The following is a 22,587-nucleotide window of genomic DNA, read 5'->3' as shown; positions in this document are numbered from 1 at the left end:
CATGCTTAAATTCAGGACAAAAACGTGTATTTTGTTTTGGTAAAATATGAAACACACACAATGAGCACAATATCAGTAAAATCACCATTTGATGGGAGTTTGATAAAAGAAATTCCCTTGCTTGACAGCAATCAGGTCGAGGAAAAAATAGCAAAGGCATATGCACTTTTTCAGGATAAAGCGCGATGCTTAAAGCCGTTTGAACGAATAGCAATTTTGGAGAAGACAAAGGCCATCATGCAAACTCGGGTTGAAGAGTTAACGAAAATTGCGGCAGCCGAAGGAGGAAAGCCATATCAGGATAGTAAGGTGGAAGTGTTGCGTGCCATTAATGGAGTGCAATTGGCAATAGAGCACATCGGACAGATGAAAGGCGAACAAATTACAATGGGAACAACTGCTGCTTCTGTTAATCGTTGGGGATTTACCATGCGCGAACCCATAGGCGTGGTTCTTAGTATCAGTGCATTTAATCATCCGCTTAATCTGGCAGTGCATCAGGTTGTTCCAGCTTTTGCCGTGGGATGCCCTGTGTTGATTAAACCAGCTACCAGTACACCAATGTCGGCCATCGAGTTGGTGAAGATGATGGAAGAAGCGGGTTTGCCTGAGGATTGGGTCGATTTTGTGATTTGTGATAGAACAAATGCCGGCAATCTGGTAGAAGATAAACGCGTGAATTATTTATCCTTTATAGGTTCGGCAGAAGTAGGTTGGAATTTGCGTTCGAAATTGGCTCCAGGTACAAGATGTGCGCTTGAACATGGAGGCTCAGCTCCGGTAATTGTTGAAGCTGATGCAAATTTGGAGGAAGCCATTCCCGCTTTGGCAAAAGGAGGGTTTTACCATGCTGGTCAGGTTTGTGTATCGGTACAGCGTGTTTTTGTTCAGGAAGGAATTGTAGATAGGTTTTGTGAGCAGTTGGTTTCTATTGCTAAAAACTTAAAAGTTGGCGATCCTCTTGATCCGGAAACGGAAGTAGGACCTCTTATTGAAACTTACGAAGTAGAGCGGGTTGATACATGGGTGAAAGAAGCCATATCTGATGGGGCACAATTGCTATGTGGAGGGAAAAAGATATTAGATACTTGCTATGAGCCAACAGTTCTTCTAAATCCATGTCAGAACTCGAAAGTATCGCAACATGAGATTTTTGGTCCGGTTATTTGTGTTTATGCCTATCGTGAAATGCAAGAAGCAATTGATTTATCGAATTCATTACCGCTGGCTTTTCAGTCGGCAGTTTTTACTTCGAATATCGATAAAGCATTAAACGCAGTGAATCAATTTAATGCCTCTACTGTGATGGTGAATGATCATACAGCGTTTAGAGTGGATTGGATGCCATTTGGAGGAAGGGATGAATCAGGAATTGGAGTAGGTGGAATTCCTTATTCAATGCACGAAATGACATGCGAAAAGTTGATGGTGATTAAATCGAGTAAATTGTAATCATTTGTTGGGTTGTTTTTCGCCGGATACGCTCAAAAATGGAGTTGGTTTGAATGTGTTTTAGTTATTGATTAAGACCCTACCAGTTCGTAGTAGTTGGATATTGTTAGCAGAGATGCGTAAAATTAAATGTAATAGCAAAAAACAATGTAAATTTGGTTTTCTTGTTAGAATTCAATTCGTTATGCGATGGTATGAGCTTGTGTTGCTTCGATCTTAAACAAATGTTAGTGTAATGTTATTCTTGAATAATTATTAAAGATACTTGTTGGATTTGAATGAAAAAGTCAGTTGCTAAATATTCATGCTATCCAAATTATACTATCTTTGTATGATGTTGGATAAACTGATAAAAGTCATGATTTTAATGATTTTTTATCTGATTTATTGAAATAAGATTAAATTTTGTATTATGGCAAACCGACCCGTAACCATTAAAGACATTGCAGAAAAACTGAATATTTCTGTTTCAACTGTATCTCGTGCTTTAAAAAACAACCCTGAAATTAGCTTGCAAACAAGAGAAGCTGTTCAGAAGTTGGCAAAAGAACTTAAATACCAGCCAAATCCATTGGCTGTTGCGTTGAAAACTCAGAAGTCAAACACGATTGGGGTTGTTGTTCCGCAAATTGTTAGCTCGTTTTATGCATCGGTTGTGAAAGGAATTGAGCAAGTTGCTGATGAGTTCGGTTACCAGGTTTTCGTTAGTTCTTCAAACGAGAATATGGAAAAAGAGGAGAAGAATGTGAATGGATTCCTGAATATGAGAATGGATGGAATTATCCTTTCTTTATCTCGTGCCACAAATACATACGATCATATTCATAAAATTCAGGATATGGGTGTGCCAATGGTGCTTTTCGATAGAACATCAAAAGAATTGGAAGTTTCAAAAGTAGTTGCTGATGATGCGGCTGCAGCTCACTCGGCAGTATTGCACCTAATTGAAGGAGGTGCAAAGCGTATCTCTTTTTTAACAGGGCCTGAATATATGCTTTTCGGAAGAAACCGAATGAGAGGATATAAAATGGCTTTGGAAGAGAAGGGTTTACCAATTGACGAAACCTTGATTTCAAGATGTGATTTTACCGTTGAGGATGCAAAAAAAGCTGTCTTGGAATTATTAAAGAGATCCAATCGTCCGGATGCCTTTTTTGCCATTAATGATGATTTGGCAATTGGAGCTATTGCAGCTGCGAAAGAGTTAGGACTTAAAATTCCTGAAGAGGTGGCGGTTGTAGGATTTTCTAATAGTCGTCGTTCTCGTTATATGGAGCCTTCTGTTTCTACAATGGATCAGAACCCTAAACAAGTTGGGCGAGAGGCTGCAAAATTATTATTCGATCAGTTGGAAAATAAGCCTGATTCGAAAGCTATAAAAGAGGTGGTTGTGCAAGCTGACTTGGTTGTGCGTACTTCTAGCGATAGATAAAGGACTAAAAATAAGATATTAAAGATCCTGCTTACTGGCAGGATTTTTTTTTGTGGATATATTATTGGTAATCTTCTGATTAGAAATCTTTTTCCTGTTGCTGTTTTACCAATTCTTTGGTTGAAAGTAATCCGCAAGCAGCAAATATATCCAAACCACGCGAACGGCGAATGGTGGTTGTAATTCCTTTTTTATTTAGTTGCTCTTTAAAAAATTCAATAGTTTGATCATCTGATCCATCCAATGGAGTGTTAGGAATTGGATGAAAGCGAATTAAATTGATTCTGCATTTTATGCCATCAAGAATTCTACAAAGTTCTTTTATATGTGTGGAGGTGTCATTTATTCCTTTAAACATGATATATTCAAAGGATATTCTTCGCTGTCTTCCAAAGTCAAAATCCTTAATAATTTGCAATACATCTTTAATTGGATATACATTCTGAACCGGCATTAATTTCTTTCTTTCTTCGTCGAATGGAGTATGTAAACTAACTGCCAAATGACATTCGCTATGATCAAGAAACTCAATCATACCCGGAATGATTCCAATTGTAGAAACAGTAATTCTTCTTGGGCTCATAGCCATGCCGTAATCCGAAGTCAGAATCTCCAGAGATTTTAGAACTTCAGGAACATTATCAAGAGGTTCGCCCATACCCATATATACAATATTGGTTAGCATTTCCCTTTCAGGCAAACTTCTAATCTGATTAATAATTTCACCACTGGTAAGTTGGCCCTGAAAGCCTTGCTTACCTGTCATGCAAAACAAGCATCCCATTTTACAACCTACTTGCGATGATACGCATAAAGTATTTCTATCCTTATCGGGAATGTAAGCAGTCTCGATAAATTTATTTTCATGATTTGTTGGGTAAAGGTATTTTTTTGTTCCGTCAACCGATTCTTGTACTTTGGTAGATGCAGTTGTTCCGAAATCATACTTTTCTTTTAAAGCCGTTCTGGCTTTTAAAGATAAATTTGTCATTTCATCAATTGCGTTGATATCTTTTTTGTACAACCAATCGGCTATTTGCTTGGAAGTGAATTTGGGAAGTCCTAACTCTTTAACTACTTGAGTTAATTCATCAAGACTCTTTCCTAATAGAGTATCTTTTCCCATCTTTTAGTATCAGTCAAATTAAAAGTAAATTTCAGCCACAATTTTATTGTATTCAACACCACGTAGAATTAATAAATCGCGAACTTCAATAACCATTTCAGGGCTACCACATAAAAAGAATCTACAATCTTTTGGCAGCTCCGAGGTTTCCTGCAAATATCGGGTTAATCTTCCACTATACAAACCTTCACCGGATTCTTGTGAACAACAGCGAATATAATTATCGCCTAATTCGGGGAGAAACTCTTTTTCGAAGTAAAAAGAGTGTGCAAATCTTCCACCATGAATCAAAAGCTTGTCCTTTTTCAAGCCAGAACGAAACATAGAAGAAAATGGCGCAATTCCTGTTCCTGAGGCAATCCACCAAGCTGGTGATTGATCATCAATAAAATCTCCCTCAGGATCGGTAACGAATAATTCTGTACCAGGCTTAATTTCGCTTAATCTAGGAGTAAGCCAACCATCGTCCTTTAAATTATATAGAATATGAACTTCATCCTGGTTAATACCACTTGCAATGGTATATAGTCTTGGAGTTACGCTTAGGTCGGTTGTTAATCCAACATATTGACCTGCTTTAAACTCTTTAATTTTTTTGAATTTTAAAACATATACACCAGGAGATATTTCATTGTTTTCAAGTATTTTGGTTGTTTGAAGTTTGTTCTTTTGATCTGTATTTGAATTCATATTTTACAATTTAGCGAGGGCAAATATAGTAATTAATTTAAAAAGGATCTAAATAGTGATCTAATTCTTGATATTGAGAATAGCCTCTATGTAACTATTCATCATATTCAAGCGTCTAAGAATATGTATTCTTGAATTTAATCAATCATTCCATAAAATCATATTAGAAATGAAAACAAATAAAAGCTTGAGGCAATTATTGCTAATTAGTTTGTTGATGATTTATTCTGTGAGTTCATTTTCACAAACTACTTATGCAGAAGAGCACAAAAATTTTGAAGGGATCAGTAAAATTGAAGTGAAGGGTTCTTTTTGCGATGTTGAGATTGTAGGTACAAACAGAGATAATGTAAAGTTTGATGGTATTATTAAAGGATCATCATTTAAAAGAAATAAGAAATTTGAGATAAGATACAGTGTAAATAATGATTTGCTGAGCGTTTGGGTTTATTCTCCATTTTCTTTTAGTGGAAGAATTGAATCTGAACTTCGATTTACTGTTCCATCAAATGTTCATGTTAAAGTGAAAAATTCTTCCGGAGATATATCATGTGAAGGATTGAATGCAAAGTATACGTTTTTGAGCGCAAGCTCTGGTGACATTAATGCTTTTAATATAAAAGGAGATTTAAATGTTTCTACTTCATCAGGGGAAATTTTGGTGAGAAAATTGGTTGGAAATTTAGAAATTGAATCTACATCAGGTAACCAGGAATTAAAGGAGATTGTAGGGAATATAAAAACTCGGGCGTCATCCGGTGATATCGAGTTCAGTTATGTAGAGGGAGATGTGGTTTCCGAAACCACATCAGGCGATTTGGAAATTGATCACTTGGTGGGAAGGTTAAAGAATGTGTCTAGTTCCGGAAATCTGGAAATGGATAATTCTAAGGTTTACTTGCACCTTACTGCAACCTCAGGTGATATTCAGGCTCATAATATAGTATTACTTGGAGAATCATACTTTCGCACTACCTCGGGGAATGTTGATATGCTATTGAAAAATGATCCTGATCAACTTAGTTTTGACTTGATTGCATCTTCCGGGAGTTTAAGGGCTGGCAATAAAAGAGGAGACAGGAAATTATATCTGCGCAATGGAGAAATATGGATTCATGGGAAAAGCAGTTCGGGTGATCAAACCTACAATTAGTTAATGAGTAGGGTAAAAATGTGTGACTTTTGTTCGTATGCGTACATGAAATGTGATACAAACGGACACTTTAATCTTTTCTAAAAAAAACAGAAATAGATTAATAGACTGAAATACAGAAGGAAAGTTTTTTTGGTCTATGGATTGTAAATGTACAGACGAAATCATTTTTAATGGTTTCCCAAAAATTGGGAGTGGTGTCCCGGGATTTTGGTTTTAATAGCATAATTAATTGGTTTTCTTTGATTAAGGGTCTGGTTTAGACCCTTTTTCTTTTTGTGCATATGCCTCATCTTTTTTACTCTTATGCCAATTATTCTACAAATGTTTATAAATGATGACCTTAAAAAAGTGGCCTTATAGTAAAGATCTTTTAAAAAAAATTATAAAAGTGCTCTTTTAAAAGAAAGAATATTATAAATTTGTGGTGGTAATACAAGATACTAATTAGAAGAGAGACAATTGAGTATACAATTTTTCTATGAGAAGAACCTGGAGGGTGTTGCTAATTCTGTAAAGAGAAAGCAGGAACAGTATCGTAAAATTGTTCGTCACCTATATTATAATGATGCTACATCAATAGCCGGAATCGTAAAAGCAGTTCATATTAGTCAGCCATTGGTAGCTTCATTGGTTGATGATTTAATTGGATATGGGATGCTCTTGGATAGTGGCGTTGGTGAATCGATAGGTGGGCGACGCCCGAATCTTTTTTGTATTAATCCAGACTATCAGTATGTAATAGGTGTAGAAATTAATTTACACACCTTAAATCTGGCGGTCTTTGATTTGTCAAATAATCAGATACAAAAGGAGGAAATTAAGTATTTTGATTTGGAAGATAGCGAAGAGTATTTGCTTGCCTTAGTAGAAATGATAGAAATGCTGATCTCAAAATTAGATGTTCCTAAAGAGAGGTATCTTTCCATTGGTGTTTCGATTCCGGGTTTGGTAGATGCTAAGCTAGGATTAAGCTATACCCACTTGTCGGTAGCCGCAAATGGCTTGGCCAATTATTTAGCTGAACGAATAGGCCTGAATGTATTACTGGATAATGATGCCAGGATTATGGCATTGGGTGAGAAAGCTTTTGGAAAAGCAATTGATAAAGAAAATGTTCTTTGTTTGAATTTGACTAATGGAATTGGTCTTGGTATGATTTTGAATGGTGAACTTCATTCCGGAAAAAATGGATTTGCGGGTGAGTTTGGGCATATTCCTATCGAACCGAACGGAGAGCTTTGTCATTGCGGAAAAATAGGATGTCTGGAAACCCTTACATCCGGAAAGGTTTTAGTGCAAAATGTGAAAAAGGCCATGGAAAAAGGCCAACCAACAATACTTGCACAGTATCAAAAAGAAGGAAAGAAGATAGATCTTAGATCTGTTGTTGAAGCGATAAAGGCCGAAGATCAATTCGCAATAGATCAATTGAACCAGATTTGTGAATATTTGGGAAAAGGTTTGGTAACTCTGATTCACTTGTTGAATCCTGAAATGGTAATTATAGGAGGTAGAATGGCACATACCGGAAAATATGTTCTTGACCCGGTACGCATGTCAATGAATAAATATGCTATGAGGAGGATAAGTTCAGAAACAGAGATTGTTTGTTCCGATTTGCTGGATAATGCTGCCTTAATGGGAACAATGGCAAATGTGATGAGAATCGCGTTAAATTTGGATTGATATAAGAAATAATTGATTCCCGCTTTGTTAAATTTTGGTTTAACATGTAATTGTAGTAGTAGTGTGGGGCGGGAATCAATTTTTTAATGATAGACAATTGGATAATTAATACTAAAAAAATAACAACATGAAGCCGACATTATTAGTACTTGCAGCAGGTATGGGAAGCCGCTATGGTGGTTTAAAACAGGTTGATCCCATAGGGCCATCAGGTGAGACAATTATTGATTATTCTATTTATGATGCAATAAAAGCAGGATTTGGGAAAATTGTTTTTGTAATTCGTGAACAATTCGAGGAAGATTTTAAAAGACGATTCGTAAGCAAGCTGGATGGTAGGATTGAACTGCAATTTGTAAATCAGGAAATTTTTAAGGTGCCTGAGGGAACAACATATCGTGAAGATAGAGAAAAGCCCTGGGGAACAGCTCATGCTGTTTTAATGGCAAAAGATGTTATTAAAGAACCGTTTGCAGTAATTAATGCAGATGATTTTTATGGAGCCAATGCTTTTCATACAATGGCTGATTTTCTTTTAAATGGAGCAACTGAAAAGGAGAACTGTATGCTTGGCTATTTATTAAAGAATACAATTTCTGAAAATGGATCGGTTTCAAGAGGCATTTGTAAAGCAGATGAGCACGAGCATCTGGTGAATGTTGTGGAAAGAACACATATCGAGAAATTACCTGAACATATCGCTTATTTGGAAAATAACAGATGGTATTCATTGCCTGAAGATGCAACTGTATCGATGAACTTTTGGGGCTTTACTCCAAATGTTTTCGACCACATAAGTTCACAGTTTAAGAGTTTTATTACAGAAAAAGGAAATGAACTAAAATCAGAATTCTACATTCCTTCAGTTGTGACATCGCTAATTGAAACAAATGCCATACAGTTTAAGGTGTTAAGTTCCAACTCACAATGGTTTGGAGTAACATACAAAGAGGATAAGGAAAAGGCAGTTCGGGCAATTAAAGCATTAATTGAAGCAGGGGAGTATCCAAATCAATTGTGGAAATAGATATCCTTTATCTTAAAAGCATATCATGCCAATGAAAAAAAGACAGATGAATTCAAGAACTAAAAAAATTAAAAAATGAATACTTCTCAAACTTCATTTAAAAGCTTCATTTTACCAATGATTATAATTGGTGCCCTCTTCTTTATATTTGGTTTTGTAACATGGCTGAATGGAATTCTAATTCCTTACTTAAAAATAGCCTGCGAATTATCAGACTTTCAAGCCCTTTTTGTAGCGTTTTCCTTTTATATCGCATATACAATTATGGCTTTGCCCTCAGCTTGGGTGCTGAAAAGAACGGGCTTTAAAAATGGGATGATGATTGGTTTGTGGGTGATGGCCATAGGAACGATTATTTTTATTCCTGCTGCTATGGCACGAACTTTTGAGATTTTCCTTACCGGATTATTTGTAATGGGAACAGGTTTGGCTTTGTTGCAAACTGCATCGAACCCATATGTAACCATAATTGGTCCTAAAGAAAGTGCCGCTCGAAGAATCAGTATCCTTGGAATTTGTAACAAATTTGCAGGGGCAATGGCTCCACTTATCTTAGCTTACTACATTTTAAATGATGGTGATGCTTTTGTTGAAAGCTTAAAGACATTGGATGCTACAGCAAAAATTGCAGCACTGGATTCTTTGGCTGCCAGAGTAATTAATCCATACTTGGTAATGACAGCCGTTTTAATTATAATGGGAATAGGGGTTCGTTTGGCTCCTCTGCCTGAAATTGATACTGAAAAAGAGGAGTCAGAGCTTGAAGAGAATGCAAGGGTAAAGAAAAGTATTCTGGATTTTCCTCATCTGATTTTAGGTGTATTGGCATTGTTCTTTTATGTAGGAGCCGAGGTGATAGCTGGCGATACAATTATCAACTACGGATTATCCTTGGGGATTGAGCTAAATACCGCAAAAGCCTTTACTTCATATACAATGGTAACAATGGTTGTGGGTTACTTGTTAGGTGTTGCACTAATTCCTACTGTAATTAGCCAACGTTTTGCTCTAAAGGCATCAGCAATTTTAGGTTTGATTTTCGCTATAGGAGCAATTTTTACGTCAGGTTTAACTTCTGTGATTTTTGTGGCATTATTTGGATTGTCGAATGCTTTGGTGTGGCCGGCAATTTGGCCTTTGGCTTTATCAGGACTTGGCAGTTTTATCAGTACCGGATCGGCCTTGTTAATCATGGCAATCTCGGGTGGTGCAATCATACCATTACTGTGGGGTGGTTTATCAGACGTATTCTCAACTCAACAAGCCTATTGGATTATGGTTCCCTGTTACTTGTTTATTCTGTTTTACGCATTAAAAGGATACAAAATAAGATCCTGGAAATTTGTAGCAAACAATATTGGAACCAAACAGTAGTGCCTTAGTAAATTCTTTAAAAGCTATAGCTAACTCATAGATAACAAGTCGTTTTCTCCTTGTGTGGTGGAGATTCAACCGAAATAGATTTTATAGAGAGAAATGGAAAAAAGATTCGAATCACGAGTAGAGCAAGCATTCTATGAATTATCAGGAGTGCAGGAAATGTCAACTAAAATCCCTTACCTAACGGTTGATAACTTTCCTAAATTAGGTTTAATTACATCGCTTCGATTTCTAGAATGGGCGGAGCAGAACCCTCAGGGAGTAATCAGTTTACCTACGGGTAAGACTCCCGAATATTTTATCAAATACACCCAATTCTTGCTTGAGAATTGGGACAATAAAAAAGGAATTGAAATTCGAAAGCAGTATGGATTAGGCAATATGGCTAAGCCAGATTTAAGTGGATTACAGTTTGTGCAAATCGACGAGTTCTATCCTATCGACCCACGTCAGCACAATAGTTTTTACAACTATGTGATGAAGTATTACATCGAAGGATTTGGCTTAAAGAAAGAAAATGCTTTGCTGATTAACTCGGATGAGATTCCTTTGGCAGACAACAAAACCTTTCTGGAAATTTTCCCTGATTACAATATCGATCTGTCGCTTCGTTACCGTGAAGCAAGCAGCGATGATGAAAAAATGCAGCAAGAATCAATCTTTATGATTGACAATTGGTGTACGCAATACGAACAGAAAATACGCGAAAAAGGAGGAATTGGATTCTTTCTTGGCGGAATTGGACCTGATGGTCACATTGCCTTTAATACCCGTGGGTCGGATCACTATTCCACCACAAGATTAACCAAAACAAATTTCGAAACACAGGCGGTTGCAGCGGGTGATTTGGGAGGAATCGAGGTATCAAGAAACCGATTGGTGATTACGATTGGATTGGATACCATTACCCACGATCCTAATGCTGTTTCAATCATATTTGCAGCTGGTGAAGCCAAAGCGGATATCGTAAAAGGCTCATTGGAAAGCGAGCCGGATGCAGTGTATCCAGCCTCGGTACTTCAGCGTCAGAAAAACAGTCGTTTTTATTTAACAACAGGAGCTGCTTGTAAGCTTACCGATAGCGTAAATCAGTACTACAGAACTGGTGAATGGACACATACCAAAACGGAGAAAGCGATTATCGATTTGTGTCAGAAAATCAATAAATATGGTCACCATCTTACCATGCAAGATCTTAAGACCGACCCATATACCAGCTTAATTCCAAATCTGAACGAAGGAACGGTACAATCGGTAATTGATTCAATAAAAGTAAAGCTTGAAAAAGGGATGAAAGCTGATACTGACGAGGTAATTTATCATACAGGCCCCCACCACGATGATATCATGCTGGGAATTATGCCTTATACAAATCGTCAGATGCGTTCGGCTAGTAACGAAATTCACTTTTCGGTATTGACCTCTGGTTTTACTGCTGTTACAAATCGTTTTATTATTGGCGTTTTAAAAGAATGTCAGGAATTTATTGCCAAAGGTGAAATTCAAATGCTTGAGTATCCTGATTTCTTTGAACTAGGTTATAGCAAAAAATGGGATAAGGATGTATCTCATTTCTTGAATTCGGTTGCCGGCAGAAACGAAAAAGGGAAGCGTAGAGGTTTGTGCCACCGTGTAATTCGTTCGCTTGTTGGTATCTGGAAAGTTCAGGATAAGAATCATTTAATTGAAGTGATTGCTAGTGTAATTGATGAATTGGAAAATTCTTATGATGGCGGAAAGAACTCAGCTGAGGTTCAGAAAATGAAAGGAATGGTACGGGAGTTCGAGGAGGAATTGGTGTGGGCTCACTTTGGAATTCCGGTTCGCAATGTCCATCACTTGCGATTGGGATTCTATAAAGGAGATATCTTTACAGAACTGCCCGAAAAGAATAGAGATATGCTTCCTGTTCTGGAAGAATTCAGAAAGTACAAGCCCACAACCATCAGTTTGGCTATGGATCCTGAAGGAAGTGGACCTGATACCCATTACAAAGTATTGCAGGCAATTGCAGGAGCTGTAAAAGAGTGGGGAGAAGAAGAAGATCTTTCGAAATTAAGAATTATCGGGTACCGAAATGTTTGGTTTAAATATCACTCGGCTGATGCCGATTATATTGTTCCTGTATCCTTAAATGCCCTCGATGTGCTTGAAAATTCGTTTACCGAATGTTACATGAGTCAGGTAAATGCTTCCTTTCCAAGTTACGAGTACGATGGGAAGTTCAATGAGCTAACTCAAAAAGTATGGGTGCAGCAATTAAAGCAAATTCAACTTTTACTGGGCAAAAACTTCTTCTACGAGAACAATAATCCATTGGTTAGAGCAACTCACGGTTTGGTATACATGAAACAAATGTCTGCAAACGAGTTTGTTGACATGGCTAAAGACCTGGAACGAGCTGTGGAAGAGAATCCTTTCTAAAGATTTAAGAATGTATAGTAGGATCGGAGAGGAGTATCTCTTCGATCCGATTTTTAGAGGTATTATAGGCTGACTGGCTTTGCAAGTAAAACGAAAAAGATAGAACCTGAGAATGACTGAAATAGCAATAGGAATAGATATTGGAGGAACGAATACTGCATTTGGATGTATTGACTCTTTAGGTAAGATATTAGCTGAAGGAAGTATTCCTACGCAAACAAGGCATAGCTTTGGGGATTATATTAATGATCTGGTAAACGAAATCAAACAATCATTAAACCATACCAATAAGCTTATTGATATTGTAGGTGTAGGTATAGGTGCACCGAATGGCAGTTATCGTACCGGAACAATCGAAAATGCTGCAAACTTAAGATGGCGGGGAACACTGCCAATTGCTAAATTGGTTAATGAAAAACTTGCTGTTCCGGTAAAAGTTACCAACGATGCCAATGCAGCAGCTTTAGGGGAAAGGATTTTTGGTGGAGCCCAAAATATGTCCGATTTTATGGTAATTACCTTGGGAACCGGATTAGGCAGTGGTATTGTTGTAAATGGCGATTTGTTGTATGGATACGAAGGTTTTGCCGGTGAAGTTGGGCATGTAATTGTTCGCCCCGGTGGAAGAGAGTGTGCTTGCGGCAGAAAAGGTTGTTTGGAAACCTATGTATCGGCTACAGGAGTAAAAAGAACCGTGTACAAGTTGTTGGCAAAGCATTTAGGGGATAGTGCTTTACGCGATATTCCATTTAATGATTTGAATGCAAAAATGGTGGCCGAAGCTGCAAAGCAAGGTGATTTGGTTGCATTGGAAACATTCAAATACACAGGTAAAATGCTTGGAGAAGCCTTGGCAAATGTTGCATCAGTAACAGCTCCCGAGGCAATTTTCTTGTTTGGAGGATTGGCCAAAGCAGGCAATTTACTATTCGATCCGGTTAGAAAAGTGATGGAAGATAACCTCTTGTTTCTTTACAAGGATAAGATTAAATTACTGCCATCGCAATTGGGCGAAAATGCCGGTATCTTAGGAGCCGCAGCCTTAATTTGGAACGATGAAAGAATAATTTCAAAACTTAAATCGGCTTAGCTTATTCTATGCAAAGTCCGAATCGGATTGACAGAAACAAAGTAAAACGCAGCTCTATGATTCAAATAAAACCATTGATGTTTGCACTATTTATAGGATTGGTGTATACGTCTTGCAAAGAACCCATTCCTATGGATTTAGCCAAAGAAAATCTGATTCCGAAACCTGCAAAGCTTAAAGCTGCTGGTAGCTCTTTCGAGTGGACAAGGTATACTCAAATTCACATCCAAACAGGAAATGAGGAAGCAAAGAAAGTTGCCAATCATTTGGCTGAAATGATTCAGCCGGCAACTGGTTTTCATCCCAAAATCAAGGAACTCAAAACACCGTTGGGAAGCCGAGGCATCTCTTTAATTCTCGACGATAAATTTAAAAACTTGGGCAAAGAGGGGTACAGCTTAATGATTGATGCTCGTAAAATTTCGTTACAGGCATTCAATGCGGAGGGCCTGTTCCGTGGAATTCAAACTATTCGTCAGTTGTTGCCAGCTAAAATTGAAGCACAAGAAAAGCAGAAAGGCCCTTGGCTAATTGCTAGCGGTACAATCGAAGATTATCCCCAATATGCATATCGAGGTGCGATGCTGGATGTGGTTCGTCATTTTTTCGATGTTGATGAAGTGAAGCAATACATCGATTATCTGGCAGCTTATAAAATGAATGTTTTGCATTTGCACCTGACGGATGACCAAGGATGGAGAATTGAGATTAAATCTTGGCCTAAGCTTACCGAAATAGGAGGAAAAACCGAAGTAGGGGGCGGAGAAGGAGGCTTTTATACCCAAGAACAATACCAAAGGATTGTACAATATGCAGCAGATCGATTTATTACGGTAGTCCCCGAAATTGATATGCCGGGTCATACCAATGCGGCTTTGGTGGCTTATGCCGAATTAAATGCCGATGGGAAAGCTCGTAAGCCATATACAGGAACAAAGGTTGGTTTCAGCTCTTTGGCAACCAACAAAGAAATTACTTACAAATTTATTGATGATGTGATTCGTGAATTGGCAGCTTTAACGCCAGGCGAGTACATTCATATTGGTGGCGACGAATCGCATGCAACCCAAAAGAAAGATTACATCAGATTTATAGAAAGGGTTCAGAAGATTGTTCACGCTCACAATAAAAAAGTGATGGGTTGGGCCGATATTGCTGCAGCCGAATTATACGAAACTACCATTGCTCAGTTTTGGCAAACAAAACCAGACAATGCCATAAAAGCAGTAAAGCAAAACCTTAAAATATTGATGTCGCCTGCAGCTCGCGCTTATATGGATATGCAGTATGATTCAATTTCACCGCTAGGGCTTCATTGGGCAGGTTATTTGGAAGTTGACAAAGCTTACGACTGGACTTTGGAAGGAAATATTGAAGGGATCGACAAAAAAGATATCATTGGTATTGAAGCTCCTCTCTGGTCGGAAACCATTGAATGCATGGACGATATTGAATATCTGATTTTTCCGCGTTTATTGGGTTATGCAGAATTGGGCTGGTCAACTGATAAAAGCAATTCATGGGAAGAGTACAAAGTTCGTTTGGGAAAACAAAAAACAAGATTCGAAATTCAAGAGATTAATTACTATCAATCTAAATTGGTGCCCTGGGCAGATACACCACCCAAATAGTTCGGGTCATACTGCCCAAGTAGTTCGGGTCATACTGCCCAAGCAGTTCGGGCCATACTGCCCAAGCAGTTCGGGTCATACTACCCGAATCTTAAACGGTCAAAAAGAGTGAGCATTATAATAACGTGAGTTCGACGTAAAATTCGTTCACAGTTTGATCTGATTTTGAGGAAATTTATGCCTAAAGCAGGCAAACACATAATGGAAAGTTCTCTTTGCGACATCTTCAAATTAAAAATTCCTCAAAATAGCTCGCTATTCTTTCCAAATTTTTAATGCAAATCTATCGCAAATATAACTTTCTGTGGATAGAATTTTACGTCGAACTCACGTTAATCAAGTTTTATTCTTTACACAGGACTATGCGATCATTAACACTTCAACTTTTAAGCTTCTCAATTCAGGTTTTAATATCATCAACAGACTTATTAATGTGATTGCTTGTGCTTTTAATAATAAAACCTGAACTTTCTATGCTAAAAGCTGATGTGTCTACGTTCAAAACTGATGTTTGTACGTTCAAAGCTAAGGTTTGAACGTTTCTACCTGAACTTTGAACGTTAATAGCTCATCTTTTAATGCAATACCATGCTTTTCTTAGCTAAAAGGACAGCAAAAAACATCAAAACTTAAGCTTGTAGCATTAAAACCTCAGCTTTTAACGTTCCAGGTTCACGTTTTAATGTTAAAAGCTCAGGCATTAACGTAAAAAGCTCAGGTTTTTACATCCAGTTACGGTTGTGGGTTTAGATTCTTAATTTGGGTGAGCATTTATAGAATATCCATCAAATTTTATAATTAGGCTCAAAAAATAAACAATCTCATTCAACCATTTCAGATTTTTCTTTTTATTTTGATATTTCTAAAACTAACCATTTGCCCCTTTGTCTAGATTTCAGCTAAATAGAAATAACTTTGAGCAACTGTTTAAGGAAAACTACAACAGTTTGTATTATTATGCCTATAGCATTGTAAACGATAATGAATTGGCAAAAGATCTGGTGAACGACTCCTACGAAGAGATCTGGAACAGAAGAAATAAATTGGATATTTCTTATTCTCTATTATCATTTCTGTACCGGGTTGTAAAAAACAAGTGTATAAATCACTTGAGGAAACAAGATGTGGAACAAAAATACCTTGATAGAGCCAAGCAATTTCTGGAAGAAAGTGATGAATACAAGGACTATGATTTGATTATGGCAGATATTATGAAGGCCATAGAACAGTTGCCTGAACAAGGGCGTAAAGTGTTTACCAAATGCTTTATCGAAAATCTTAGCTACAAAGAGGCTGCTAAAGACTTAAACCTTTCGGTAAATACCATTAAGACTCATGTAAAGAATTCTTTAAAACGATTAAGAAACGATCTGGACAAAGACTCATTGCTGCTTTTTTTCTATTTAAGAAAAGTCTAATTGTATAAGAATTGATCGGAAAATATGCACGAATGCACATAAATTTTACTTACCAACTTTGTGTATTTGTTTTAAATAAAAATGACTAGTGTGAAGAGTGTTAATAAAACGAATTAAAGTTTTTGAAAATATTTTTCTTTTTACAAGGCAAGGTTTACAGGCATAGCCGTAGCTACGGCGAAAAAGCTTAACGCAGTAGAAAGGAAAATAGGTCAAAAAATTAGTTCGGGGAATTAGCATTCTTTACACTAGTTCTGTGTTTGAATTAGGGCTTTCTGAGTTTGGTATTTTTAATCCGAATCGTTTTTTTGTATGAAAATTAACCCATAGTTACACGAATTCCATCCCAATTCTCATTTCTTACAAATAAAAATCACTTTTTTTTATATTTTCATTCACCCATCTGCAAATCTTCTTGTGTAAATACTGTAATCAGGCTAAAAATGGATGAGCAAGATTAAAGAGAATCAAGAATCTGGCGCTAAATCAATATTGAATTTTGAGTATGGATTTGTTGATGCTTTAATGAAGTAAAGAAAGTGAAAAGGACAAAAATGAGTTGATTATAGAGTTTAAAGATTTTTACTGAAAATTGAAGTTGACACTTTTTCAGTTTAGGTTATTTTCAATTTCGTTATAAAACCCAAATTATTGATATATAAATGAACTACGATCAGGATAAAATAGAAGTAGTAATTCAAGTGCTTCGGTCTCCAAGGGAGAACTTAGATGATTTCTTGAACGAGTATCAAGACAATAAAGAAATGTTGGATTTGTACGAGGAATTAAGGAAATACAAACAGGCAGGACTTAAACTGGAAAAAATCAATGCCCCGAAAACAAATTTGGAATGGAGCAAGTTCGAATCTAAGCTAAACAGGAAAAAGCATATGCTTGGAAGGTGGATGGCTGCTGCAAGTATTGTGTTGGTAGCATCTGTTTCAACACTCTTGACTTTTGTGTATACAGTTGATGATTCAGATCAAATGGCACAAGAGGTGAACATCGAAAAAGGAAATGCACGAGCTGTTTTAATTACCTCTTCGGGCGCAGAGTATAAATTGGAAGATGGTGAAAGCCGAATCATAGCCGATCGATCTGGTGTTAAAATTAAGACAGATTCGTGCAATATGTTGCAATATACAGGTGAGGCACTTGCCTTGTCTCAAGCAGAGCTTGCAAAACAATACAATATCTTGGAGGTGCCACGTTTAGGTGAGTATCAAATTTTATTGTCTGATGGAACCAAAGTTTTTATAAATTCTGAATCGACATTGAAGTATCCTGTGCAGTTCGATAAAAAACAGAGACTTGTTGAGCTAACCGGAGAGGCCTACTTCGAAGTCAAATCAAAGCCCGACCATCCGTTTATCGTGAAAACAAATGGAGTATATACCAAAGTGTTGGGAACGGAATTTAATGTGTGTTCTTATCCGAATGAAGAATTGAATATTACCCTGGTTGAGGGAAGTGTTGCCTTAAATCAAAAGCATTCAAAGGAAATTCTTTTAAAGCCTGGTGAGAACGCCAATCAGATAGTGGAAGGAGATAATTTTACCGTGTCAAAGGTGGATGTAAACAAATACATTGCCTGGCGAAATGGTTATTTCTATTTCCAGAAAGAACGATTGGAAGATATTCTATTGAAGCTTGAACGGTGGTACGATTTTAAAGTGTTCTATCAGAACCAGGGGGTTAAAGATTATAGGTTTAAAATGCGAGCCGATCGTGATCTGGAATTTAAGAGTATCGTTAGCAGGTTGGAGCAGACTGGCAGAATCTCAATAGAAATAAATGGAAATATTATAGTTGTTGCTGACGTTAGTCGCAAAAAAGCATAAAAATTAAAAGATGGATGGATTAGTTTGGAGTTATGAATACAAATGAAGAAGCTATAGTTGGAGCTGTAGTTCCTTGTTAACAAACTTATTTATTCACAAAAGATAAAAGGGATAGTTGGAGCTATCCCTCAAATAACCGTTCATTGTTGGAGCAATGAGCAATTGTTTAATATTCAATACAAATTTATGAAAAAAAACCTAACCTTCTTTTATCTTTTTTGTGACAGGGAGAAAAACCGAAAGTGGCTGATGAGACTTGCTGTGCTGAAATGATTTTATTAATGAGTTTGATTGTCACCGACGAAAGTGTAAACTCACAAATTTTGCCGTATCAAAGGTGGATGTAAACAAATACATTGCTTGGCGAAATGGATATTTCTATTTCCAGAAAGAACGATTGGAAGATATTCTATTGAAGCTTGAATGGTGGTGCGATTTTATAGTGTTCTGTCAGAACCAGAGAGCAAAAGATTACCGGTTTAAAATGCGATCCGATGGTGATCTGGAATTTAATAATATTGTTAGCAGGTTGGAGCAGACTGGCAGAATCTCAATAGAAATATATGGAAATATTATACTTGTTGCTGGCCTTAGTCGCAAATAAGCATAAAAATTAAAAGATGGATGGACTAGTTTGAGTTATGAATGAACAAATGAAGAAGCTATAGTTGGAGCTGTAGTTCCTTGTTAACAAACCTATTCATTCACTAAAAAGATAAAAGGGATAGTTGGAGCTACCCCTCAAATAACCGCTCATTGTTGAAGCAATGAGCAATTGTTTAATATTTATTACAAATCTATGAAAAAAAACTTAACCCTCTTTTATCCTTTGGGAGACAAGGAGAAAAACCGACAGTGGCTGATGAGACTTGCTGTGCTGAAAATGATTCTATTGATGAGTTTGATTACCACCTACGCAAGTGTAAACTCACAAATGATTATCTCTAATTTAAAATTGCAGGAGGTTAAACTTTCCGAAGCATTGGAAAAAGTAGAGGAGTTGTCTAATTACGATTTTGTATTCTCATTTGATGATGTAGAAGGATACAAAGTGTCTGTAGATTTGCAGTCTGTAACTCTAGAAGAGTGTTTAAATACACTTCTTAAAGACTTGCCATTAGAATATACTACAGAAGATGATCTGGTAATTGTTTCTTATATAGAACCAATAACTGTTCCGGTAGATGGACAACAACAAAAATCCATCAAAGGAAAAGTAACCGACAAAGAGGGAGAGCCTCTACCTGGTGTATCAGTAATTATTAAAGGATCTTATAGTGGTACAATAACCGATATAGATGGAATATTCAAAATTTCTGTTGAGGAAGGAACTACTTTGGTGTTCTCATTTGTTGGTATGAATACCAAGGAGGTAGTATATACTGGTCAGACGGGACTTAATGTAACAATGGAGTCTTCCATGGAAACAGTTGAAGAGGTAGTTGTAACTGGTATTGTACAAAGGAGAGCCGAAAGTTTTACAGGAACAGCCTCAACTTACAAAGCTGAAGAAATCAGATCAGTTGGAACCGATAACATCATAAAAAGTTTGAGTGTATTGGATCCATCATTCAACATTATGGAAAACAATGAACTTGGATCGAATCCTAATGCTTTGCCAGAAATTCGACTTCGTGGTGAGGCTGTATTCTCAACTCCAGGAGTTGAGAGTATAGGAAGAGTAAATCTTGCTGGTGATCCAAACTTGCCTATTTTTATGCTTGATGATTTCCAAACAACTCTGGAAAAAGTTTTTGACCTTGATATTAACAGGGTTGAATCGGTAACTTTCCTCAAAGATGCTGCAGCTACGGCAATCTATGGTTCACGTGCAGCAAATGGTGTGGTTGTTATTAAAACAAAACAACCTGAATCAGGTGAGTTAAAGGTAAGCTACAATGTAAGTGGTGACTTTAATTTTCCTGACCTGAGAACCTACAACCTTTTAAATGCTGAAGAACTATTTGAAGTACAAAATGAATTAGGTATCTGGAATTATATTAATGCCAAAAGATGGTCGTCTAACGAAATCAATAATTTGGTGCAAAAAGGTGTGGACACCGATTGGATATCCCAACCATTAAGAAATGCAGTTGGTCAAAAACATTCATTGAACCTGATGGGAGGCGATGACCGCATGCGTTATATGCTGGATGTAAATTATCAGGATCGTCCGGGAGTAATGAAAAAATCGTCCCGTAAAAACCAGGGAATTGCCTTAACATTATCCTATAATGCTAGCGACAAACTTATTTTTAGGAATAGGTTGGCGGTGGATAAAACCATTTCGGAAGAATCTCCATACGGAAGTTTCGGTGTTTATTCAAGAATGCAACCTTATTTCCCTGTTCATGATGAAAATGGAAATGTTATTGAAAGGTACACTTACTATGATGGATTTGATAAAGTAACCAGAAACTTCAGGAACGACTACAATCCAATATTTGAGGCAGGCATTGGAAATATCGATGAATCAAAGTATACCGATATTAACAATAACTTTGGTTTGGAATGGAGAATAAGTCCATCATTCACCTTAAGGTCAAACTTGTCGTATACCTATAATACAGGTAAAACGGAATGGTTTAGATCTCCACAATCATACTATTATTGGGAAGGATATGATATCGATGAAAAAGGCGAATACGAATACAATCATTCAACCACCGAACGGTATTATGCAAACACATCATTAAGCTTTATGAAGGATTTTAATGGTCATTTTGTTAATGCTTCAATTGCTTTTAATGCAACTGAAGATACCTACCGTACTTTAGGTTTCAAAGCGCAGGGTTTTGCCGCAAAAAACCAAGCCGACCCTGCTTATGCTGCGGGTCATGGTGATGGAAACCTTCCGGTATCATTGGAGGGAAGAAACCGTTTAGCGGGTGTTTTAGGTTTATTTGGTTATTCATATAAAGAAAGATATATTGCCGACTTCACCTACCGTATGGACGGTTCGTCACAATTTGGTTCCAAGGACAAAACAGCAGGATTCTTTAGTACAGGTATCGGTTGGAATATTCATAACGAAAAGTTCCTTAAAGGAAATGACGTGATTAACCATTTAAGGCTTAAAGCAACTTATGGTCAGACTGGATCTACGAATTTCAGTTCCTATCAGGCCAAAGATGCGGTAACCTATTATACCGACAAAAGGTACTTGAGGGCATTGGGAACGCACCTGATTGCACTTGGAAATGAGAATTTGAAATGGCAAACCACCGAATCTACTGATTTGGGAATTGAGTTTAAACTTTTCAACAACAATTTCAGTGCAACAGCTAACTACTATGTTAAGAAGACCGTCGATATGGTAATTCCTGTTACCACACCTCCTTCATTAGGGTTTGATTCTTTCTCTGAAAATATAGGGGAGATGGAAAATAAAGGTTTTGAATTAGCACTTCGAGCTAATCTTATTAATAAAAACGGCATGAGGTGGACAATCCATGCCAATGGTGCACAAAGCCGAACTAAAATTTTAGCCATTAGTAACTCATTGGAAGCATATAACCAAATTAGCGATAGAGGTGGACTTTCTGTTGATGATGCTATTAGTGATACTAGCGGGGATAGGCAAAAAATGCTTTCTCATCAGTTCCGGATAAGGTATCAGGAAGGAACGCCGAAAAATGCAATCTGGGCAGTTCGTTCCTTAGGAATAGATCCGATGACAGGACAGGAAGCATTTCTTGACAAAGATGGGAATACTACATTTGTTTGGGATCCAACAGATAAAGTAATTGTAGGTAACAAAGACCCTGACTTAAGGGGTACCTTCGGAACAACCTTTGAATATGGTAATTTTGATGTTGATGTTCGCTTTGGGTATGAATTTGGTGGACAGCGATATAATTATACATTGGTAAGCAAAATTGAGAATTCTGATAAAAGGTGGAATGTAGACCGCAGGGTACTTGAAGAAACCTGGAAACAACCAGGAGATGTTGTGAAGTTTAAATCAAATTATAACACTGAATATGGATTTAGAGATGAAACCACACCGCTTAGTTCACGTTTTGTGGAAGATTTTAATTTGCTAACCCTTAGTTCTGTAAATATCAATTACAATGTTCCGAAGAAATATTTTAAAGGGCTGGGAATGGAGTCACTAAGGTTGACTGCCAATATGGGTGATCTGTTCTATTGGTCGACAGTACGCAGAGAGCGTGGATTTGACTATCCTTATGCTCGTTCATTTACTGTTTCTTTACGTGCTAACTTTTAATCA

15 protein-coding genes are annotated in these 22,587 nt (G+C 37.1%); 13 read left to right on the top strand and 2 right to left on the bottom strand.

Annotated elements, in window-relative coordinates; genetic code table 11:
- The first annotated feature begins 60 nt into the window (after positions 1-60).
- Together ACO05S_RS05085 and ACO05S_RS05080 are read left to right on the top strand one after the other, a co-directional pair.
- Entirely contained in the window at positions 61-1,452 is a 1,392-nt protein-coding gene (locus tag ACO05S_RS05085) for an aldehyde dehydrogenase family protein (RefSeq protein WP_421920448.1), read from the top strand.
- A gap of 412 nt (positions 1,453-1,864) precedes the next feature.
- Positions 1,865-2,884, top strand: a complete 1,020-nt coding sequence (locus tag ACO05S_RS05080; protein WP_421920447.1) for a LacI family DNA-binding transcriptional regulator — start codon at positions 1,865-1,867, stop codon at positions 2,882-2,884.
- A gap of 79 nt (positions 2,885-2,963) precedes the next feature.
- Here the strand turns inward: ACO05S_RS05080 and rlmN are convergent, their stop codons facing one another.
- On the bottom strand, positions 2,964-4,010 hold the full coding sequence (rlmN, locus tag ACO05S_RS05075) for a 23S rRNA (adenine(2503)-C(2))-methyltransferase RlmN (protein WP_421920446.1): 1,047 nt from the start codon (positions 4,008-4,010) through the stop codon (positions 2,964-2,966).
- Positions 4,011-4,028: 18 nt separating this feature from the next.
- Positions 4,029-4,700 carry a ferredoxin--NADP reductase gene (locus ACO05S_RS05070; protein WP_421920445.1) on the bottom strand — a complete coding sequence of 224 codons (672 nt, stop codon included), beginning with the start codon at positions 4,698-4,700 and terminating at the stop codon, positions 4,029-4,031.
- Between the two features lie 169 nt (positions 4,701-4,869).
- Between ACO05S_RS05070 and ACO05S_RS05065 the strand changes: the two genes are divergently transcribed.
- From ACO05S_RS05065 to ACO05S_RS05015, 11 genes are all read left to right on the top strand, one after another.
- Positions 4,870-5,853 (top strand): DUF4097 family beta strand repeat-containing protein, encoded by a 984-nt coding sequence (locus tag ACO05S_RS05065; protein ID WP_421920444.1) that lies wholly within the window; start codon positions 4,870-4,872, stop codon positions 5,851-5,853.
- Positions 5,854-6,315: 462 nt separating this feature from the next.
- A complete protein-coding gene (locus ACO05S_RS05060) occupies positions 6,316-7,542 on the top strand; it encodes an ROK family protein (RefSeq protein ID WP_421920443.1) in 1,227 nt (408 codons plus the stop codon).
- Between the two features lie 127 nt (positions 7,543-7,669).
- Positions 7,670-8,569 carry a nucleotidyltransferase family protein gene (locus ACO05S_RS05055; protein WP_421920442.1) on the top strand — a complete coding sequence of 300 codons (900 nt, stop codon included), beginning with the start codon at positions 7,670-7,672 and terminating at the stop codon, positions 8,567-8,569.
- Positions 8,570-8,644: 75 nt separating this feature from the next.
- Positions 8,645-9,943, top strand: a complete 1,299-nt coding sequence (locus ACO05S_RS05050) for a sugar MFS transporter (protein ID WP_421920441.1) — start codon at positions 8,645-8,647, stop codon at positions 9,941-9,943.
- 102 nt (positions 9,944-10,045) lie between these two features.
- Entirely contained in the window at positions 10,046-12,373 is a 2,328-nt protein-coding gene (locus ACO05S_RS05045; protein ID WP_421920440.1) for a glucosamine-6-phosphate isomerase, read from the top strand.
- Between the two features lie 112 nt (positions 12,374-12,485).
- A complete protein-coding gene (locus ACO05S_RS05040; protein WP_421920439.1) occupies positions 12,486-13,463 on the top strand; it encodes an ROK family protein in 978 nt (325 codons plus the stop codon).
- A gap of 56 nt (positions 13,464-13,519) precedes the next feature.
- Positions 13,520-15,094 carry a beta-N-acetylhexosaminidase gene (locus tag ACO05S_RS05035; RefSeq protein WP_421920438.1) on the top strand — a complete coding sequence of 525 codons (1,575 nt, stop codon included), beginning with the start codon at positions 13,520-13,522 and terminating at the stop codon, positions 15,092-15,094.
- 884 nt (positions 15,095-15,978) lie between these two features.
- A complete protein-coding gene (locus ACO05S_RS05030) occupies positions 15,979-16,512 on the top strand; it encodes an RNA polymerase sigma-70 factor (protein WP_421920437.1) in 534 nt (177 codons plus the stop codon).
- Between the two features lie 662 nt (positions 16,513-17,174).
- Positions 17,175-18,353, top strand: a complete 1,179-nt coding sequence (locus tag ACO05S_RS05025; RefSeq protein WP_421920436.1) for a FecR family protein — start codon at positions 17,175-17,177, stop codon at positions 18,351-18,353.
- A 337-nt stretch (positions 18,354-18,690) separates the two neighbouring features.
- Positions 18,691-18,957 carry a DUF4974 domain-containing protein gene (locus ACO05S_RS05020; protein ID WP_421920435.1) on the top strand — a complete coding sequence of 89 codons (267 nt, stop codon included), beginning with the start codon at positions 18,691-18,693 and terminating at the stop codon, positions 18,955-18,957.
- Between the two features lie 195 nt (positions 18,958-19,152).
- Entirely contained in the window at positions 19,153-22,584 is a 3,432-nt protein-coding gene (locus ACO05S_RS05015; protein ID WP_421920434.1) for a SusC/RagA family TonB-linked outer membrane protein, read from the top strand.
- The last annotated feature ends 3 nt before the right edge of the window (positions 22,585-22,587 follow it).

This window comes from Marinifilum sp., assembly GCF_965230805.1.
Classification (GTDB): Bacteria; Bacteroidota; Bacteroidia; order Bacteroidales; family Marinifilaceae; genus Marinifilum.
The sequence above is the reverse complement of the archived record's forward strand: the minus strand, read 5'-3'. Positions and strand labels throughout refer to the sequence as shown.

What these genes read in the sequence shown, in the direction of transcription:
- ACO05S_RS05085 (WP_421920448.1), top strand. Translation starts at nt 61, where the DNA reads ATGAGCACAATATCAGTAAAATCACCATTTGATGGGAGTTTGATAAAA.
- ACO05S_RS05080 (WP_421920447.1), top strand. Translation starts at nt 1,865, where the DNA reads ATGGCAAACCGACCCGTAACCATTAAAGACATTGCAGAAAAACTGAAT.
- rlmN (WP_421920446.1), bottom strand. Translation starts at nt 4,010, where the DNA reads ATGGGAAAAGATACTCTATTAGGAAAGAGTCTTGATGAATTAACTCAA.
- ACO05S_RS05070 (WP_421920445.1), bottom strand. Translation starts at nt 4,700, where the DNA reads ATGAATTCAAATACAGATCAAAAGAACAAACTTCAAACAACCAAAATA.
- ACO05S_RS05065 (WP_421920444.1), top strand. Translation starts at nt 4,870, where the DNA reads ATGAAAACAAATAAAAGCTTGAGGCAATTATTGCTAATTAGTTTGTTG.
- ACO05S_RS05055 (WP_421920442.1), top strand. Translation starts at nt 7,670, where the DNA reads ATGAAGCCGACATTATTAGTACTTGCAGCAGGTATGGGAAGCCGCTAT.
- ACO05S_RS05050 (WP_421920441.1), top strand. Translation starts at nt 8,645, where the DNA reads ATGAATACTTCTCAAACTTCATTTAAAAGCTTCATTTTACCAATGATT.
- ACO05S_RS05045 (WP_421920440.1), top strand. Translation starts at nt 10,046, where the DNA reads ATGGAAAAAAGATTCGAATCACGAGTAGAGCAAGCATTCTATGAATTA.
- ACO05S_RS05040 (WP_421920439.1), top strand. Translation starts at nt 12,486, where the DNA reads ATGACTGAAATAGCAATAGGAATAGATATTGGAGGAACGAATACTGCA.
- ACO05S_RS05035 (WP_421920438.1), top strand. Translation starts at nt 13,520, where the DNA reads ATGATTCAAATAAAACCATTGATGTTTGCACTATTTATAGGATTGGTG.
- ACO05S_RS05025 (WP_421920436.1), top strand. Translation starts at nt 17,175, where the DNA reads ATGAACTACGATCAGGATAAAATAGAAGTAGTAATTCAAGTGCTTCGG.
- ACO05S_RS05015 (WP_421920434.1), top strand. Translation starts at nt 19,153, where the DNA reads ATGAAAAAAAACTTAACCCTCTTTTATCCTTTGGGAGACAAGGAGAAA.